13 protein-coding genes and 1 riboswitch are annotated in these 18,395 nt (G+C 68.5%); of the genes, 10 read left to right on the top strand and 3 right to left on the bottom strand.

Annotated features, from left to right (window positions below):
• Nucleotides 1-160: 160 nt before the first annotated feature.
• Both PZE19_RS24480 and PZE19_RS24475 read left to right on the top strand, forming a co-directional pair.
• Nucleotides 161-1,897: an HAD-IIB family hydrolase gene (locus PZE19_RS24480; protein WP_277863232.1), complete on the top strand. Its 1,737-nt coding sequence runs from the start codon at nucleotides 161-163 to the stop codon at nucleotides 1,895-1,897.
• 536 nt (nucleotides 1,898-2,433) lie between these two features.
• Nucleotides 2,434-3,135, top strand: coding sequence for a PEP-CTERM sorting domain-containing protein (locus PZE19_RS24475; RefSeq protein ID WP_277863231.1), 702 nt, complete (start codon nucleotides 2,434-2,436; stop codon nucleotides 3,133-3,135).
• A gap of 160 nt (nucleotides 3,136-3,295) precedes the next feature.
• Here PZE19_RS24475 and PZE19_RS24470 read toward each other — a convergent pair whose 3' ends face one another.
• Nucleotides 3,296-3,958, bottom strand: a complete 663-nt coding sequence (locus PZE19_RS24470; RefSeq protein WP_277863230.1) for a hypothetical protein — start codon at nucleotides 3,956-3,958, stop codon at nucleotides 3,296-3,298.
• Between the two features lie 358 nt (nucleotides 3,959-4,316).
• On the opposite strand from PZE19_RS24470, the gene PZE19_RS24465 reads away from it, so the two are divergent.
• The 4 genes from PZE19_RS24465 to PZE19_RS24450 all read left to right on the top strand — a co-directional run bounded on the left by PZE19_RS24465 (nucleotide 4,317) and on the right by PZE19_RS24450 (nucleotide 8,259).
• Entirely contained in the window at nucleotides 4,317-4,970 is a 654-nt protein-coding gene (locus tag PZE19_RS24465; RefSeq protein ID WP_277863229.1) for a hypothetical protein, read from the top strand.
• Nucleotides 4,955-6,415 carry a DCC1-like thiol-disulfide oxidoreductase family protein gene (locus PZE19_RS24460; RefSeq protein WP_277863228.1) on the top strand — a complete coding sequence of 487 codons (1,461 nt, stop codon included), beginning with the start codon at nucleotides 4,955-4,957 and terminating at the stop codon, nucleotides 6,413-6,415. The genes PZE19_RS24465 and PZE19_RS24460 overlap by 16 nt, the downstream gene beginning before the upstream one ends.
• Nucleotides 6,416-6,422: 7 nt before the next feature.
• Nucleotides 6,423-6,764 carry a hypothetical protein gene (locus PZE19_RS24455; RefSeq protein WP_277863227.1) on the top strand — a complete coding sequence of 114 codons (342 nt, stop codon included), beginning with the start codon at nucleotides 6,423-6,425 and terminating at the stop codon, nucleotides 6,762-6,764.
• A 205-nt stretch (nucleotides 6,765-6,969) separates the two neighbouring features.
• Entirely contained in the window at nucleotides 6,970-8,259 is a 1,290-nt protein-coding gene (locus PZE19_RS24450) for a dipeptidase (protein WP_277863226.1), read from the top strand.
• A 15-nt stretch (nucleotides 8,260-8,274) separates the two neighbouring features.
• Here PZE19_RS24450 and PZE19_RS24445 read toward each other — a convergent pair whose 3' ends face one another.
• Nucleotides 8,275-9,648, bottom strand: coding sequence for a c-type cytochrome (locus PZE19_RS24445; RefSeq protein WP_277863225.1), 1,374 nt, complete (start codon nucleotides 9,646-9,648; stop codon nucleotides 8,275-8,277).
• 464 nt (nucleotides 9,649-10,112) lie between these two features.
• Between PZE19_RS24445 and PZE19_RS24440 the strand changes: the two genes are divergently transcribed.
• On the top strand, nucleotides 10,113-10,550 hold the full coding sequence (locus PZE19_RS24440) for a hypothetical protein (RefSeq protein WP_277863224.1): 438 nt from the start codon (nucleotides 10,113-10,115) through the stop codon (nucleotides 10,548-10,550).
• Nucleotides 10,551-10,587: 37 nt separating this feature from the next.
• Here PZE19_RS24440 and PZE19_RS33180 read toward each other — a convergent pair whose 3' ends face one another.
• Entirely contained in the window at nucleotides 10,588-11,349 is a 762-nt protein-coding gene (locus tag PZE19_RS33180; protein ID WP_277863223.1) for a PEP-CTERM sorting domain-containing protein, read from the bottom strand.
• A gap of 486 nt (nucleotides 11,350-11,835) precedes the next feature.
• A riboswitch (cobalamin riboswitch) is annotated at nucleotides 11,836-12,028 on the bottom strand.
• 127 nt (nucleotides 12,029-12,155) lie between these two features.
• Here PZE19_RS33180 and PZE19_RS24430 point away from each other — a divergent pair.
• The 3 genes from PZE19_RS24430 to PZE19_RS24420 all read left to right on the top strand — a co-directional run bounded on the left by PZE19_RS24430 (nucleotide 12,156) and on the right by PZE19_RS24420 (nucleotide 18,359).
• On the top strand, nucleotides 12,156-15,005 hold the full coding sequence (locus PZE19_RS24430) for a tetratricopeptide repeat protein (RefSeq protein ID WP_277863222.1): 2,850 nt from the start codon (nucleotides 12,156-12,158) through the stop codon (nucleotides 15,003-15,005).
• Nucleotides 15,006-15,052: 47 nt separating this feature from the next.
• The gene (locus PZE19_RS24425) at nucleotides 15,053-17,290 is read left to right on the top strand and encodes a cellulase family glycosylhydrolase (protein ID WP_277863221.1); all 2,238 of its coding nucleotides are present in this window, start codon (nucleotides 15,053-15,055) and stop codon (nucleotides 17,288-17,290) included.
• A gap of 103 nt (nucleotides 17,291-17,393) precedes the next feature.
• The gene (locus tag PZE19_RS24420; protein WP_277863220.1) at nucleotides 17,394-18,359 is read left to right on the top strand and encodes a bestrophin family protein; all 966 of its coding nucleotides are present in this window, start codon (nucleotides 17,394-17,396) and stop codon (nucleotides 18,357-18,359) included.
• The last annotated feature ends 36 nt before the right edge of the window (nucleotides 18,360-18,395 follow it).

Raw genomic sequence — 18,395 nt, 5'->3', positions numbered from 1 at the left:
TGGCCGGCCTTCACTCCCGAGATCGACCGGGAACCGCCGTCGATGATCGCCGGGCGTCCGGGCCCCGGCGCCGAGAGGGCTGGGGCGGACTCCGTCTTGATTGGCGCGTGAGTTGCTTCGGGGATGTGGCGACGTACCTCACCTATTCGAGAGCCAATCCATGCGCTATCACGTCCTCGCCGCCGATTATGATGGGACGCTCGCCACCGACGGCCGCGTCGACCCCCCCACGGTCGAGGCCCTGCGCCTCCTGAAAGAATCGGGCCGCAAGCTGGTGATGGTCACGGGCCGGGAGCTGGATCAGCTGCTGGAGATCATGCCCGAGATCGACCTGTTCGACCGCGTCGTCGCCGAGAACGGGGCCCTCCTCTATCGACCCCAGGACAAGGAAGAGGTCAAGCTGGCCGAGGCGCCGCCGGCCGATTTCATCGACCGTCTCAAGGCTCGCGGGGTCGGGCCGATCTCGGTCGGTCGGGTGATCGTGGCCACCTGGGAGCCGCACCAGGCCGCGGTGCTCGACGTCGTCCGGGAGATGGGGCTGGAACTCCAGGTCATCTTCAACAAGGGGGCCGTGATGATCCTCCCCTCGGGCGTCAACAAGGCGACCGGGTTGGATGCGGCGCTCCGCGACCTGGGCCTCTCGGCGCACAACGTCGTCGCGGTCGGCGACGCCGAGAACGACCACGCGTTCCTGAGCTCCAGCGAGTGCGCCGTGGCCGTTTCCAACGCGCTGCCGACTTTGAAGGAGCGCGCCGACTGGATCACCTCGCGCGATCACGGCCGGGGCGTGGTCCAGCTCATCCGCGGCCTCCTGGAGGACGACCTCGCCGGACTCGCGCCGAAGCTGATTCGGCACCACGTCCTGCTCGGCGAGGACGACCAGAAGCAGGAGGTCCGCATCAGCCCCTATGGGCTCAACATCCTCGTCGCCGGGACGTCGGGCGGCGGCAAGTCCACCTTGACGACGGGCCTGCTGGAGCGGCTGAGCGAGTCCCGCTACCAGTTCGTCATCGTCGACCCCGAGGGGGATTACGACGAGCTTGAGCTGACCATGAAGCTCGGCGACCCCAAGAACGCGCCGACCGTCGACGAGGTCGAGGAGCTCCTCTCCCGGCCCGAGACGCCGAACGTCTCGGTCAACATGCTGGGGATCGATCTGAAGGATCGGCCCGGTTTCTCGGACCAACTCCTGCCCCGACTCCAGGACCTTCGCGCGCACACGGGGCGTCCCCACTGGGTCGTGGTGGACGAGGTCCACCACCTGATGCCCGCCGCATGGCAGCCCGCCCCCCTGGTGATACCCAAGGAGTTGCAGGGGATGCTCTACATCACCGTCCATCCCGACAGCGTCGCGCCGGCTTTGCTGGAGTCGGTCGACGTCCTGCTGGCCATCGGCGAGCATCCGGAGAAGACGATCCGCCTGTTCTGCGAGACTTCGGGCAAGCCCGAGCCGGCGGGTTTGGAGGCCGTCGAGCTGGATCGCGGCGAGACCCTGGCGTGGTTCCTCAAGGAGGACCGGCCGCCGTTCCGGGTGAAGACGGCCCCGCCCAAGATCCAGCGACGCCGGCACAGCCGCAAATATGCCGAGGGCAACCTCGGGCCCGACCGCAGCTTCTATTTCAAGGGTCCGGAGGGCAAGCTCAACCTCCGCGCCCAGAACCTTGTGGCGTTCCTGCAACTCGCCGAGGGGGTCGACGACGCCACCTGGCAACATCACCTTCAGCAGGGCGACTACGCTCGCTGGTTCCGCGAGGGGATCAAGGACGACGAGCTGGGCGAGGCCGCCGAGCAGGTCGCCGCGACCGAGGGTCTCTCGGCAGAGGAGAGCCGGACCCAGATCAAGGAAGCGATCGAGGATCGCTACACGCTGCCCGCCGAGCGGGTCACGTCGGCCTGACGTGGTGAATGGGTGCTGATCCGCCGGCGTCGACGTCGGCCCCGCCTGCGGATCCAGGAGCCCTGCTCAAGGAACCGTCGAGAATCGGTCGAAGGATCGCCTTCCGAAACCGGAAGGTCGTGAGCGGGGCGCTCAGGGGGGCCATCCCGAGGTCCGCCGAGCGTCCCATGATCTTCGAGCAACCCTCCCGACGATGGTCGAGCCGATCGCGAATTGAGCCCGAGCGAGCCAGGCCTCACGGGCCGTCTCCCGCCGCCTCGATGAGTGAGGATGGAAAACGATCTCGACTGGGCGGGATCGGCGATTGTCCGCGGCACCGATCCGACACATCGGAGCCGAAATGTCCTGAATTCTCGATCGAATCGGGGGGAGACGTCAAGTCGGATGTTGATTTAGCTGAACATGGAATTGGAAAGTTGGGATCGCTTTCGATTTTTCTTGCATGCTGAGCCCCATGGCCTCAAGATCGCCTGGCTTCACCCAGCCCACGCCCTCGATGCAACGACGGCTCGACTAAACACTTAGGGAGGTCCGGCATGCTCAGGAATCGAACGCCTCTTCGGCTCGTCCTCGGCGTTTTCGCGGCGACTTGCGCGGCGGTATCCGATGCCGGCGCGGACACGGTCCTTTTCGACTTCGAGTCGACCCCCGCCACCTACATCAGCCCGCCGCAAGGCTCACGTCCGGGCGCATTGACGAGTCTCGTGCTCTCCGAGAGCGGATTGACCCTCTCGCTGTCTCGCGAGAACGGCGCCGCGTTCGATATCGTCCAGAATTCGGACGCTCAAAGCGGCAAGCCCGCGTCGTTCGGCGAGCGCAGCGTGGATCCGTTCTTCGCCCCGGGGACGAGCGGTTTCATCGGCAATCTCTCCTCGGCCGTCTCGGGCGTCAGCCTGGATTTCGGCGACTACGGCGCGGATGCAGACACCCTGACACTGAGCGCCTATAGCGGGCTCGACGGCACTGGAACCCTCCTCGCGACCACGACGGTCGACCTCGGTACCTCGGGCTTCCCTACCTTCGCGACGGCGTCGGTCGCGGGGGCCCAGATCCTGAGCTTCACCATCATGGGGACGTCGTCCGCGTTAGGCTTCGAGAACAGCGTCTTCCTCGACAATTTCACCTTCACCACGACCGCGGCCGTCCCCGAGCCTTCCTCGCTGGCTTTGATCGGGATCGCCGCGAGTGCGGGCCTGGGAGCTTGGAGCAGGAAGCAACGGGCGGTCCGGCGTTCGTGAAAACACGCTCCTTGAAGGGCCGCCCGGCGCACAGGCTCATCGCGGCGGCCGTCGGGCGCGTCATTCGAAACAAACGCGACCGCCGCGGCCAGGTGTGGCCGTCGGCGGTCGCGTTCGCATGGGGTTCAGGATGTTCTCGGGCTTCGAGCGATCGCCGCGATCAGGGCTTGGCGTTCGGGGCGGCGGGCGTCACCGACTTGACGGCGTCCTCAACGGCCGAGGCCGGGGTCGGCGGCGGCGGGGGCGTAGTCGAGGGGGCCGCGGTCTCGTCCGGGGTCGTCGTCTTGGGGGCGTCGGCCGGGGCCGCAGCCGGGGCGGGCGCCGTCGGGGCCGGGGTGGCCGGGGCTTCGCTGGTCGTCGGCAGCTGGGTCGAAGGGATCGTGTAGATCGACTTCGAGGGGACCTGGGCCGAGGCCCAAGGCGTCTCGTAGATCGGCAGCGAGGTGCCGAAGACGGCCGGTTCGTACGACGACGAATAGCACGACGAGTAGCAGCTCGTCTCGATCGGGGCGTACGAGCCGCGATGATGCTTCTTGAACAGGCCGCCGTGGAATAGCCGCGTCAGGAAGCAGCCCCTGCGCTCGCTGTAGCAGCTCGGGAAGCCGCCGGAGTAGCAGCTCTCGCTGTAGCAGCCGCCGATGTAGTCGGCCGACGAGTAGCAGCCGGTGGCGTACGGCGTCTCGTAAGACGTCGAAGAATAGCAGCCGCTGTAGCAGCCGTCGGAGATGCTGCTGTAGCACGACGGGACGTACGCAACGTCCGCGTGCTTGTGGTGACAGCCCAGGCCGCTGAGGGCCATCAGCATCACAACCGTCCCATGCATGTCATTGCTCCCGTTGCGAATTCGAATGAGCGGGACGGTCTCAAGGAAGAAATCCGCGCACGTCCCGCAGCCTGTTGGGTCGCCTTGATCGCTATTCTCTGTCCAGGCAGACCAAATTCTAGTGCCTGATCCCTCCATGTTCAACTGAAACTCGGAGGAATAGGTAACCCACGACATCTGGATAAAATGTTCTTAGTGTTTGGCGCGGTTGGACCACCTCGGTGGAGGGGCTTTCGCTCGAAGCGATGGGGAAGGCTTCGAGGGTCGGTCGGCTATGATTAGGCACTAAGAGTCGCGAGCCGCATCGAGCCTTCGCCGAAAGGGGGACCGCGTGGGGAGGAAGCCGGGAATCCGGAGGGTGCCGGAGGCGGTGGTCGAGACGCCGGCGACGACTGCGCTCGCGGGGGCCAGAATGCCCGAGGAAGACCCGGCCGCGTGGCCGCCCTGGGCGCGACGGTTGGCGACGGTCGCCCTGGCTCTGCACATCGCCGCGGTGGCCGGCGGCGCGATGGGGGTGCCGCCGTCGTCCCCGCTCGAGCGTCGGTTCGCCGACCTGTTCACCTGGCATCACGGCTTGTTCGACCAGGGCTACGCCTATCGCTACTACGCGGAGCCACCCCCCACGCCCGTGGTCGTCGCGACGCTGCATCGGGCCGACGGCGGCCCCGACGAGTCGGTCCGGATTCCGGCTCGCGAGTCGGTCGGCCCCCCGATGCGGCGGCAGCGGCAACTCGCCCTGGCCAACGCCCTGTTCGCCGGCACTCGCGCGGTCCATCGCGACGAGGAGGGCGAGCCTCACGAGTCGTGGCTCGCCCGCTCGTACGCGCGGCACCTGGGCCGGACGCATCCCGGGACGTCGAGCGTGACCTTGCGCGTCCAGCAGCACCTCATGCCGGCTCCCGACCGCGTCCTGGATTCGATGCGGGAGTCCGACGGCCGCTTCGACCTCTTCGACGAGTCGCTCTTCACCACGCCCCGATGGATCGGAGACTTCCCGTGCGACGGCTTCTAATCGACGCGTCGGAGTACCTCGCCGGCCTGGCGTCGGGATTCGCCCAGGGTTGGTCGCGGTTCTTCTTCCGCCCCGCCGACCCGACGCCTCTGGGGCTGATCCGGATCGCGGTGGGGCTGCTGGGCTTCTGGAGCCTCTTCATCCTCGGGCTCGATCTCCACGCCTACCTGGGCTCGCAGGGCTGGGCCGACGCCGAGGGAGCGTATCAGTCCTTGCCCGCCTACGCCTGGTCGTTCTGGTTCTTTGTTCCCGACTCGATGCTGCGCGCCTTCTGGCTGGGAGGGCTGGGCGTCTTCGCCTTGCTGACGCTCGGCCTGTTCAGCCGCACGACGGCGGTCCTGGCGTGGATCATCATCGTGTCCACGGTCCGTCGCGCGCCGGTGGCGGTCTTCGGCTTCGACCAGATCCTCTCGACACTGGCGCTCTACCTGGCGGCGAGCGGGGCCAGCGGGCAGGCGGTCTCGCTCGACCGCTTCCTGAAGCGTTATCGCGAGGCGCGCGAGCGGGCGGCGGTCGTCCGCCCTCAGGGGGCACGCGTGGTCTCTCCGATCGAGCCCGGCAAGCCGCGGCCGACGGTCTCGGCGAACCTGGGCCTGCGGCTGATCCAGCTCCACCTGGCGTTCATCTACGGCACGGCGGGGCTGGCGAAGCTCCAGGGGCCGTCGTGGTGGACCGGCATGGCCCTCTGGGGGACCATGACCGCGGGCGAGTTCGTCAGCCGCGACTTCACCGGCCTCGCCGCCTGGCCGATGGTCCTGAACGCCATGACGCACGGGAGCCTCGCGCTCGAGCTCGCTTATCCGGTCCTCATCTGGTTGCGGGCGACGCGTCCCCTGATGATCGCCGGCGCGGTGCTGCTGCACCTGGGGATCGCCGTGGTCAGCCCCGGTCTGGGCGAGTTCGGCCTGGCGATGATCGCGGCCAACCTGGCGTTCGTCTCGGGCACCTGGATCCGCAGCCTGGCGACCGGCCGCGAGGACGAGCAGCCGGCGCTTCGGGTCCTGTTCGACGGGGCCTGCCCCAAGTGCCGCGCGACGATGGCCCTCGTGGCGGCGGCCGATCCCGATCGGGTCGTCGAGCCGATCGACCTGTCCGCGGTGGACGTGACCGCGATCCACCCCAGCCTGAGGCGCGAAGATTGCATGAAAGCCATGCACGTCGTTTCGCGGTCTGGTAAGGTGACGTCCGGATTCGATGCGGTCCTCCGGATCGGCTCGTGGCTGCCGCTCGCCCGCCCCCTGGCGGTCGTCGGGGGGTTGCCAGGGGTCGCGACCATGGGGAGGACCGTCTATAATCGAATCGCGTCCTCGCGATCGCGCGACGCGGTCTGTACGGACGACGCCTGCGGCCTCCACCCCATGGCCCCGCCGGCGAGCCCCTCCTCTCAAGGTCGAACCTCTCCTTCGACCGACGGGCTCGGCCGGGTCCACTCGCAACAACGGTGAGACAGCGATGAAGAGCGAGAATTTCGACTCCGGCGCGGTCGTCAAGGCCCCGGCGCAACAGCCGGGGATGCGCCTTTACGTCCATGAGCCCGGCTGGCGGGTCAGCATCAAGCGCGGCAGCGATCGCGTCTTCTGCCACACGATGACGCCCGGCCAGGATTTCTACCATCGCCTGATGGATGGCGAACTGCACCTCCATCAGGACTCCGAGCGGCTGTGCCTGGGCTGCGCCACCCGTCGCGGGATCGTCTCGTACGAACCCCGTCGGCTCCCCGACGAGGCCCCCAAGTTCCTGGCCGATTCCGGCGAGATGCCCATCCTCGTACTGGGCGTCGACGACAAGGTCTGAGCCGATCCGCCCCCGACGAGTCGCGAACCCGCGCCTCGCTCTTCTTCCCGCATTGAACCTCGAACCTGAATTCTTTCGGCGGACCGGTTGGATGCAGCTCCGGCGTTTCGCGGTTCGCGCCGAGGTGGGTGGTTGTGCCGGGCGATGTCCCGCGAACAGAATATGGGCCGGTCGACGACCAGGGGCCTTCGCGCGGGAGTTCGAGATGATGGTGGATCCGAAATCGGCGGGCCGCTGGGCGTGCGCGGCGGCCCTGGCGGCGATCTTGATCCAGGGGCGGGCGAAGGCCGACGATCCGGTCGCGCCGCGGACGCTGCCGCCGATCTCGGAGCGGGCCCTCGCCGTCCACGCCGCCGGGATGCTGTTCGACGGCCACAACGACTATCCCTGGTTGATCCGGACCGAGAACGACCTGGGCCTGACGAGGCTCGATTTCGCCGGTCGAATCAACGTCGGCCAGACCGACATCCCCCGACTCCGCAAGGGGGGGCTTAAGGCCCAATTCTGGTCGGTCTACATCCCCAGCGAGCAGCCGAATCCGACGAAGACGGTCGTCGAGCAGATCGACTTCGTGAATCGCCTCGTCGAGAAGTATCCCGCCGACCTGGCGCTCGCGCTGACCGCCGACGACGTCGCGAAGGCCGTGCAGGCCGGGAAGATCGCCAGCCTGATCGGCATCGAGGGGGGCGTCGCGATCGACGACAGCTTCGCCGAGCTTCGCGCCTTCTACAAGCTGGGCGCGCGCTACATGACCCTGACCCACAACAAGACCCTGGCCTGGGCCGACGCCGCCAACGGCGAGCAGCTCCACGGCGGGCTGACGCCGTTCGGCGAGCGGGTCGTCGCCGAGATGAACCGGCTGGGGATGCTCGTCGACATCTCGCACGTCTCGGCCGAGACGATGGCCGACGTGCTCCGCGTCGCCCGGGCCCCGGTGATCGCCAGCCACTCCAGCGCCTTCGCCCTCTGCCCCGTCCCCCGCAACGTCCCGGACGCGATCCTGACGGGCCTCAAGGCCAACGGCGGCGTGGTCATGGTCAACTTCTATTCCGCATTCCTCGTCCCCGACTCGAACGCGAAGGCCCGCGAGGCCAGGGACGCCATACGCAAGGCCCACCCCGACAAGGCCGAAAGGGCCAAGGCGCTCGCCGACTGGTACAAGAACGAGCCTGGCGCGATCCGCGGCACCGTCGCGACGGTCGTGGACCACATCGACCACATCGCGAAGGTCGCGGGGATCGACCACGTCGGAATCGGCTCCGACTTCGACGGGATCAACAGCTGGCCCGTCGGCCTCGACGACGTCTCCGACTACCCGCGGATCACCGAGGAACTCCTCCGCCGCGGCTACTCCGAGCCCGACGTCCACAAGGTCCTCGGCGGCAACGCCCTCCGCGCCCTCCGCGAGGCCGAGGTCGCCGCGGCGAAACTCCAGGCCTCCACGCCCCCTCAGGTCGACGACGTCAAGCACGTCAAGAAGGACGAGGACGACTAACGGTCCCGCGGCCGGTTACAGCGTTTTGAGATACTCGATGAGGTCCGTCCGCTGGGCCTCGTCGAGCTTGTCGCCGAACGTGTGGCCGCCGTTGCCCAGGCCGTAACGCGAGGCGTCGAACAGACGTCGAGGTTGCCGGGGCAGGGGACCGCCTTCGGGGAACTCGACGGCCTTCCAACCCACGTCGCGCTGATCGTAGTGCTCGAAGTCGGTCGACGGCGGTCGGAGATACCGCCGAGGGCGACGCGGGGAGTCGAGCAGGGCGCGGAGCGTCGGGACGGAGCCGTTGTGGAGGTACGGCGCGCTCGCCCAGATCCCGACCAGCGGGGGGGCCTGATAGCCGCGCTCTCCGCCGATCTCGACGGGATGGTTCTCGGCGAACCACGTCTCGTTGTAGTGGGCCACCGAGCGATCCGAGAGCCCTTCGATCCGCGCGGGATCGGTCCCGACGACGTCGAGCGGGACGACTTCGTTCGGATAGTCGACGGTCCTCCCATACGTCCCGTGGCACTCGGCGCACGACTTCTCGAAGACGGCCCGCCCCCGTTCGGCCGAGGGGGCGTCGATCGGGAACGGATACCTGGGCGCTTCGAGGCTGCGGATGTAGGCGTGAATGTCCGTGAACGCCGGTTCCAGGTCGCGGAACTGGGCGGCGGACTTCTCGGCGAGCAGGAACTGCATGATCGAGCGGACCGAGGCCGACGGCGTGCGGCCGTCGTAATACATCGTCGTCTTGTACTTGAGGACCCACCAGGGCGGGGCGTCCAGCTCGGGCAGGTTGGAACCCATGGCCAGCGGGAACGTCCGGATCGAAAGGTCCGGGTTCCGCATGCTCATCAGGACGATCGACATCATCCCCGCGTTGGTCGTACCCCGCGCCGTGTTGAGGATGAACGGGAGCAGCGGCAGGCGATGGCCGTCGGCGCGGAAGAGGTCGGGGAAGAAGCCGGCGTAGTCGATCTGCGTATTCGGCAGTCCGACGTAGCTCTGACCTCCGATCGATCCGCCGTGGCAGACCAAGCAGTCGACCTGCATCCCTTTCGTAACGCCGTCTGCCTTGACGCCTCGCTTCAGGCCCATCGGCAGGCCGTCGTTGGGGAAGGGGGCGGGATGGAAGCCGTAACGCGTGGCGAACGCCCGCGCGTAACCCTCGGGGTCGGACTCCGGGTCGGGCGCAACCTCGTTCCAGTACTTCGACGCAGTCTTGTAGGCCGCGTCGGACCACTCGGCGTTGAGGAAGCTCCGCTCCAGGAGCGCCTTGCGGCCCCGCTCGACGGCCGCCGGGTCGGGCGGCTCGCCGGCCCGGGCCCACGTCCCGAGGCCCGAGGAAACGACCAGGAACGCGAGGACGACCAGGCCCGGGCGGAGTCGCATGGTGGCTGTTCGCATGAGTCCGGATCGACGAGGTTGGATGGGTTTCCGTTCACTGGTTGATTCTATACATCAGTGCCCCCGCGGGCCAGGGGCCCGCCGCCTCAGAGTGCATGTGCGGGTATACCTGCAGATTGTCCCGAACGGCGTGAACCGAGGTGCTTTCTGCAACATCCAGCTACCGAGGGGGCGACCGATGCCGAGATTGACGCGAGGGTCGCACCCAGGCCATCAACCTGGCCGAGCCCCAGCTCAAGGGGACCACGCGGAAAACACTCGCCAAGGCCGAGTAAAGCCCCTAAACGGAAACCTGGAGCGGTCCCGAAAACCTTGCCGCCTTCCCCGCGGTCCGGCTTGAAGAAACATCTGACAATCTGCACGGAAGTCCATCGACAGGTGACATGCGCGCGCCTAGAATCGACGGAATGAGGGATGTCGGAAAGATGCGCACATTCCGTCCGCCCGTTCGGGGAGGGTTACGCATGGGGCCAGCCGAGATCGTCGCCAGCCTGAAGGAGCTTTGCGAGGAGAAGGGGCCGAACCTGGTCACCGAAGAGATCGTCGACTGGATCGAGGCGATGGGCGGCTACGAGTCCGAGGTCGAGCTGATCCAGTTCGCCAAGAAGATGAAGGCCCGCCAGTACGCTCGGATGCTGGAGTACGACGACGCCGAGTTCGGGATGCGGGTCAAGCGGCTCTGGAGCTTTCGGGACCGACGGCGCGGCCGCCGGTACTACGCCGACATCCTCAAGATGCCCGAAGATCGCCGCGACCGCCTGGTCCGCGAATACATCAAGTTCGCCGGCCAGCTCAAGACCGTGCGCAAGGCCATGGCCGACTCCTTCGCCGGCCAGGAGTTCTTCGACTTCTACGCCGAAGACCTCGAGGAAGCCGAAGAGACCGCCGCGTCGGAAGCCTGAGCCGGCCCCCGACGCGACGTCTGCGACGGCCTTTCGCTTATGCGACGAATCGGCGGCATCGGACGACCGCCGTCGCGAACAGCAGGCCGAGTCCGCCGAGCGCCAAGCTCGACGGCTCCGGCACGGCCTGGGTTGCAAAGTGGATCACGCCCACGCCGGTCAGGTCGAAGCCGCTCGACCCGAAGGGGGTCGCGTAGGGGTCGTTGACCAGGTGCCCGTGCGCGTCGTAACGGCCGTGCGCCGGGTCGATCGAGCCGACGACGTCGATGATCCGGACGAAAGTCACGTTGTGGACGTCCAGCAAAGGCGAAACTCCGGCCAACTCCGCCAGGTCGAAGCCCGTCCCGTAGCCGGCGACGTATTTCCCGGCGAGGTTGTTGAGGTCGCGGGCGTCGAGCATCCCGAAGCCGCCGACTTGCGCGGCCGTCTGGGTCAGCGAGGTCGCGTCGAACCGGAAGAAGTTCACGCCGTCGGTCGAGACCTCGACGAACGCCAGCTCCAGGTAGGCCAGGAAGCTCCCCGCCGAGGCGAGGAAGCCGTTCTCGAAGACCGCGAAATCGGCCCCCGCGCCGTCCGAGATCGGCGCGTCGAAGCCCAGCGTGATGGACCCGCCGTCGCCCAGCGAGACGAGGCCGCTCGACGGCGACCCGAGCGCGTCCTCGGCCTTGCCGACGGTCGCCAGCGGTCCGCCGGGGTTGGCGATGTTCTGCGGGCCGCGGTCGAAGTCGACCGCGGACGACGCCCAGCCCTGGAAGAGCGGGCTCGACGCCGCGATTCCCCGAGAGCCGGACTGACCCACCTGCGGGTCGAAGCCGGCGCGGGCCGGCGAAACGCCCCAGGTGAGGCCGAGAGCCGACAGAGCGATTCCGAAACGCTTTAACGGAAGAAACGTCGCGAGACTCATCAAGATTCCCTTTCGTAAAACGAACCTGTGCGGACGCCTGAGCGCGCACGCTCCCCAATCCCGCGTCTCGCCGCAGTCGCGACGGGGCGGGTCCGGGTCTCGGCGCACGTCACCCGGGGCGTCCGGAAGGCCTCGATCAGGGCGTCTTCGGCCTCCGCCGCGATCGGCGCGTGGCCGGTCCGCGACCCGCGCGACGGCCGTGGAGGCCACGCGAGGGGACGACGGATCGAGGCCGGGGTCGATCGCGATGGGAAGGCGGTGAGGCGCTCAAGAAGGAAGCCATTCCGGGGCCCTGGGGGACGGCCTCGCGGAAGGAAAAGGCGGGGGCCTCTGCGCGCAGCGCATCGGGACGCCTTCCCCCGGATGCTTGAGGCCGAAGCATCGATCGGGTGCCCGATGGGCCGTATTCTGGCTCGCGAGTCGGACGGCCCCCGGACGCCTTCCCGCGGGCCGAGGCCCGCAGTGGCATGTCGTCCTGGGACCTCCTCGCTTACAGCGGCGGTCCCGCGCCGGATTCTCACCGGCTTCCTGTTCAGCGGTTCGGTGCTGAACGCCCATCGGATTGGCCGGAATGTACCCGGGCCCCCCTCGGTCACGCAAGCCCGAGGCCCCGCGAACGCCGACCTCGCCCCCGAGAGATGGTGCCATCTCCGACGTTCTTCTGGTAACGTGAAGGCAACGACTCAGAGGAGGGATCTGCCATGGGTTATGGAACGTTCATCTTGCTGGCCGCGCTGGTCGCCGAGGCGGGCGGGGCGGTCGATGCGGACGGGGCCAGGCGGCTCATGGCGGGAGGGCGGTACGCCGAGGCCGAGGAGGCGTACGACGCCCTCGCCGAGGCGGCCCGCAAGACGCCCGACGGGCTCTCCCCCGCGCTGGAGCGGACCGTCGCCCTCGGCAAGGCCGAGGCCAAGGCCGCCCAGGGCGAGGCCGACGCCGCGGTCGCGATCCTTGAGCCGATCGAGGCCAAGGACCCCAAATCGGCCGCGATCCCCGCGCGGCTGGCCGACCTGCACTTCGGCCGGGGCCGTTGGGAGGCCGCCGACGAGGCCGTGCGCAGGGCGCTGGCGATCGACGCCGACGACCTCCAGGCGCGCTGGGTCGCCGTCCGCCTGCTCGAGGCCCGCGGCGACCTGGAGAAGGCCGTCGCCGCCTGCAAGTGGTTCGTCGACCGGTATAACGCGAACCGCGAGGCCTTCGTCAAGGACGCCGAGGCGCTGGTCGTGGTCGGCCAGGCCGCCGAGCGTTACTACCGGGCCTCGGCGCGGGGCGAGGAGTTGGCCGCCGCGCTCAACGACGTCATCAACGAGATCTACGAAGGGGCGCTCAAGGCCGACCCGACCTGCTGGAAGGCCCCGTGGCTCGAAGGCCGGCTGTTCCTGTCCGGCTACAACGAACGGGCCGCCACCAAGGAGCTGGCGCGGGCCTCGCAGCTCAACCCGCTCGCCCCCGAGGTGCTGGTGACTCTCGGCCAGGCCGACCTGCAGGGTTATCGCCTGGCCGCCGGTCGCGCGAAGGCCGAGCGCGCCCTGAAGGTCAACCCGAACTACGGTCCCGCGCACGTCCTGATCGCCGACCTGAACATCTCCGACGAACGGTTCCTGGACGCGCTGGAGGCGGCCAAGAAGGCCGTCGCCGCGAACCCCCGCGACGAGGACGGGCTGGCCCGTCTCGCCGCGTCGTGCCGGCTGCTGGTCGACCCGGCGGGGGCCGCGGCGGCCGAGCTGACCGCGGTCTCGAACAACCCCCGGCCCGCGACCTTCTACGCCGCGCTCGCCGAGCGCCTGGCCGATCGCCGCAAGTACTTCACGGCCGAGCGCGCGTTCCTGCTCGCCGCCGAGGCCGACCCCGGCCGCGCCGACGTCCCGATCGGCCTGGGGATGCTCTACATGCAGATCGGCCGGGAGGACGAGGCTTCGAGCCTGTTCAACGCCGCCTTCGCCGCCGACCCGTTCAACGTCCGCGCCGACAACATGATCCGCGTGCTCAAGCACATGAGCAGCTACAAGGCCGTGGACACGGAGCACTTCATCACCACGTACGTCCCCGGCCAGGACGAGCTGCTGGCGAAGTACATGTCGGAGTACCTGGAATCGGTCATGCCCGAGCTGACCGCGATGTTCGGTTATACGCCGCCGAGCCGGACCAAGATCGAGATCATGAAGGACCACCAGTGGTTCAGCGGCCGGACCGTCGCCCTGCCGTTCATCCCCACCGTCGGCGCGTGCACCGGCAAGGTCGTGGCGATGGCGAGCCCCCGGTCGACCAACAAGCCCTACAACTGGGCCCGGGTCATCAAGCACGAGTTCACCCACGTCGTGACCCTGCAGGAGACCGAGTTCAACATCCCCCACTGGTACACCGAGGCCCTCGCCGTCGAGAGCGAGCAGTCCCCCCGGCCCCAGGAGTGGAACAAGCTGCTGCTGGAACGCGTTCCGGCCCGCAAGAAGCTGCTCAACCTGGATACGATCAACCTCGGCTTCATCCGCCCCGACGAGGCCGACGACCGCCAGATGGCCTATTGCCAGGCCCAACTCTACGCCCGCTACATGGCCAAGCGGTTCGGCCCCGACGCCCAGATCAAGATGCTCGCCGCCTACCGCCGCGGTTTGACGACCGACCTGGCTATCAAGGAATGCTTCCACGTCGACAAGGCGGACTTCGAGAAGGCGTACCTGGAATATCTCGACGAGATCGTCAAGACGATCAAGACCCGAGTCGATTCCGAGGCGCCGGTCAAGTTCTCGCAGCTCGAACGCGATCTCAAGGCCAAGCCCGACGACCCCGATTTGAACGCCCGCGTGGCGTACGAGCAGTTCGCCCGCCGCGACCTCAAGGCGGCCCGGCCGCTCGCCGACAAGGCGCTCAAGCTCAAGCCGAACCACCCGCTCGCCAGCTACGTCAAGGCCCGGCTCCTGCGTTCGATCGGCGACGACGACGCGGCCCTCGCCCTGCTGGAGCCGGCCCTCGACGCCGAGCACCCCGACGAACGGGTGGTCGACCAGCTCGCCGAGCTGTACCTCAACGCGGGCCGGCTCGACGAGGCCGAGCGGCTCTACGAGACGGCGCGCAAGGGCGACCCCCAGCACACCAAGTGGATCGCCAACCTGGCGCGCGTCCACCTCCGCCAGAAGCGTTCCGACGCGTTCCTCGCCGACATGGCCCAGATCGCCGAGAACGACGCCGACAACCTCGCCGTCCGCACCACCCTGGCCGAGCGCTGGCTGGCCGCCAAGGACCCGATCGCGGCCGAGAAGTGGGGCCGGGAATGCCTGTACGTCGACGTCTACAACCCGGGCTCGCACGTCCTGTTGGCCGACGCCCTCGCCGCCGGCAAGAAGTACGCCGAGGCCGTGACGGAATACGACGTCGCGCTGGGACTGAAGCCCAAGAAGACCGCCGACATCAAGGTCAAGTTGGCCCGCGCCCAGCTCGCCCTGGGCCGCAAGGATGAGGCCAGGGCCACGCTCGACGAGGTGCTCAAGGCCGACCCCGAACACCCCGAGGCCAGGTCGCTCCGCGAGGAAGCGGACCGCGCCGCGGCCGGGTGACCCGCCGGCGGCCCCGTTCGCCGCCGCCCCTCCTGACGGAGACTCCGATGACTCTCTCCCTCCCCCGGCTCCTCCTCCCCATGGCGGCGACCGCGTTGCTCGCCGGCACCCTCCGGGCGAAAGACGGCCTTCCCCCGCCCGTGGTCCCCGAAGGGTTCGGCGTCAACATCCACTTCACCGACCCGGCGGCCGGCGAGATGGAGCGATTCGCCGAGGGGGGCTTCAAGTGGGTCCGCATGGACTTCCACTGGGAGGGCGTCGAGCGCGAGCCGGGGAAATACGACTTTTCCGCCTACGACCGCCTGGTCGGCCACCTCGACAAGGTCGGCGCCCGCGCGTACTTCATCTTCGACTACGGCCATCGCCGGTACGACGAGGGGCTGTCGCCCCACACGCCGGAGGGCCGAGCGGCGTTCGCCGCCTTCGCGAAGGCCGGGGCCGCGCACTTCAAGGGCCGGAAGGTGATCTGGGAGATCTGGAACGAGCCCAACATCAGCTTCTGGAAACCCCAGCCGAACGCCGACGACTACGCGAAGCTCGCGAACGAGACCGCCAGGGCCGTCCACGCCGGCGACCCGGACGCGTTCATCATGGCCCCGGCCTCGTCGGCGTTCCCCTGGGACTTCTTCGAGACCCTATTCGCCTCCGGCATCCTCGAACACATCGACGCCGTCTCGGTCCACCCCTACCGCGAGTCGCATCCCGAGACCGCCGCCGAGGACTACGGAAGGCTCCGCTCGATGATCGCCCGATACGCCTCGCCGGGGCGCCGGATGCTGCCGATCGTCTCGGGCGAGTGGGGCTATTCCACGGCCGAGAAGCGGTTCAGCGAGGACGAGCAGGCCCGCTACATCGTCCGCGAGTACCTGTCGAACCTGGCCAACGGCGTGAACCTGTCGATCTTCTACGACTGGAAGGACGACGGCCCCGACCCCAAGGAGAACGAGCACCGGTTCGGCACCGTCCACCAGGACCTGTCGCCCAAGCCGTCGTTCCTGGCCGCGAAGCGCCTGATGCAGACGTTGCGGGGCTACGGCTATCGGCATCGGCTTCAGGGGGCGAACTCGGCCGAGTGGAAGTTGCTCTTCCAGAAAAAGGCCGACGGATCCGCGGCGATCGTGTCGTGGACCACCGACGCGAACGCCCCCGACGCCGCGCGGACGCCCTCGATCCGCCTGGTGAAGAACTCCGACCCCGACGCCGCCGACCTCCGCACCCTGGCCGCGATCGTCGTCGAGGCCGGGCCGCTCGTCGAAGGGCGCGACGCCCCGCCGAAGCTTCAAGCCCGGATCAACGGATCGCAGCCGAAGGCGGCCGAACTCGAATTCCGGGTCGCCGGGACATCCGAGAAGCTGCCGGCGACCAGCCACTCGATCGGCGGCGTCCAGACCGTCGAACTCAGCCTCCCCGCCCACCCCATGCGGACTCCCCGGCGCGACGTGCCCCTTGAGATCTCGTACAAGGGCCGCCCCCTGCCGGCCCTCGCCGCCCTGCAAGTTTGGCGGATCGACCCGCTGAGCCTGGCGGTCGCGCCCCGGGGGAGCGAGTTCGAGGCCGTGATCGCCAACCCGTCGAAGCTGCCGTTCCGCAGCCGGCTCGTCGCCAGGAACCGCGACGGCGAGGAGACGGCGTCGGCGGTCGTGGCGATCGGGAAGGGCGAGGCGGAGGGTCGTGCGAGCCTCGAGGTCAAGGCGAGCGAGGTCGACTTCGCCCTCGTGGACGCCGACGGCGCGGCGGTCGTCGAGCCGATCTCGGGCCGCTTCGAGAGGCTGCTGGGCCCAAGCCATCGCGACATGCAGGGGGCGTTCGAAGCCGTCCTCTTCGTCGACAACGCGGCGACGCCCGGGAAGCCGCTGGAGGCGTCGATGACCTCGGTCGGCGGGCGTAGCGAGCGCACGCTCCAGGTCCCCTTCCGCTTCGATCCGGGTTGGCGTTACCTGGGCGTCCAGCCCCGGCGGCCCCTGCCGATCCCGGCGAAGGCGCGCGAAGTGCTGTTCTGGATCAAGGGCGACGACTCGCACGCCTACCTGCGTTGCCGGATCCGCGACGCGTCGGGGCAGACCTTCCAGCCCGACCTGGGGCGGCTCGACGGCGACGGCTGGCGGATCGTCCGCATCCCGCTCGACGGATCCGCGCCCGGGGGGCACTGGGGAGGCGCGGGCGACGGCGTGCCGCACCTCCCCCTGGCCTGGGAGTCGGTGCTCCTCCTCGACTCGCCCGACCGCGACAAGGGGGGCTCGGGCTCGCTCCTGTTCGCCTCGCCGTCGTATCGGATGGATCGCTAGCGATCCGGACGGCGAGCCTCGATTCGATTCGTGAATGGTTATTCATAATCCCGGCGCCCCTGCGCGCACGGTCTTCGAAAACCCGCCCTGGAGAAGTCGGCCCGTGAGATTCCGCGACAAGGAGCTGCTGTTCTGGAGGGAAGTGTTCGGCATCCACGGCTCGGCGATGCCGCTCACCCTCCTCCGGGTGTTCGTCTTCGGCCTGTACGCGATGTTCGTCACGGCGCTCCACCTCAGCCCCAAATACGAGGAGCTGAACCTGCACATCGGCGTGGGCCCGCACGAGGTCGCGGGCGCCGCCCTGGGCCTCTTGCTGGTCTTGCGGACCAACGCCGGCTACGAGCGCTGGTGGGAAGGGCGGAAGCTCTGGGGCGGGATCGTCAACCAGTCGCGAAACCTGGCCATCCAGGCCCTGGCGTACGGCCCGGCGGACCGTCGCTGGCGGGACGAGTTCATCCGCTGGTCGGCGGCCTTCCCGCACGGCGTGCGCCTCGACCTGCGCGACCAGCGGCACAGCACGTCGATGATCGGCCTCTTGGGTCGCGAGGCCGCCGAGCGCGTCTTCGAAGCCCGCAACATTCCCAATGCGAGTTCCCTCCACATCGCGCGACTCCTTCGCGAGGCGCACGAGAAGCTGGGGATGGACGCCTTCGCCTTCCATCAGGCCGAGGAACAGCGCGGCCTGCTGATCGACCACATGGGCGCCTGCGAGCGGATCCGCGCCTCGCCGCTGCCGCTGGCGTATCGGATCGAGATCCGCCGGTTCATCCTCCTCTTCCTGGTCACGCTCCCCTTCGCCCTGCTCGAAGACGCCGGCTGGCTCACGCCGCTGGTCACCATGCTCGTCGCCGCGCCGATCCTGGCCCTCGACAAGATCGGAACCGAGCTGCAGTACCCATTCCTCGAGACGAGCCTCAACCACCTGCCGCTTGACGAGATCTGCCTCAAGATCGAGACCGACCTGCTGGCGATGCTCGAGGCCGACGCCGCCGCGGGCGACGGCCGAGCCGCCGACGACGGCGCGGCCGGCCGCCGCGAGCCTTCGCCGGGGCGTTCGAGGTCGCATTGAGCGTGGCTGCGGCGGGCCGGCGGTCGGCTTGGCACG

This window comes from Paludisphaera mucosa (assembly GCF_029589435.1).
Classification (GTDB): Bacteria; Planctomycetota; Planctomycetia; order Isosphaerales; family Isosphaeraceae; genus Paludisphaera; species Paludisphaera mucosa.
The sequence above is the reverse complement of the archived record's forward strand: the minus strand, read 5'-3'. Positions and strand labels throughout refer to the sequence as shown.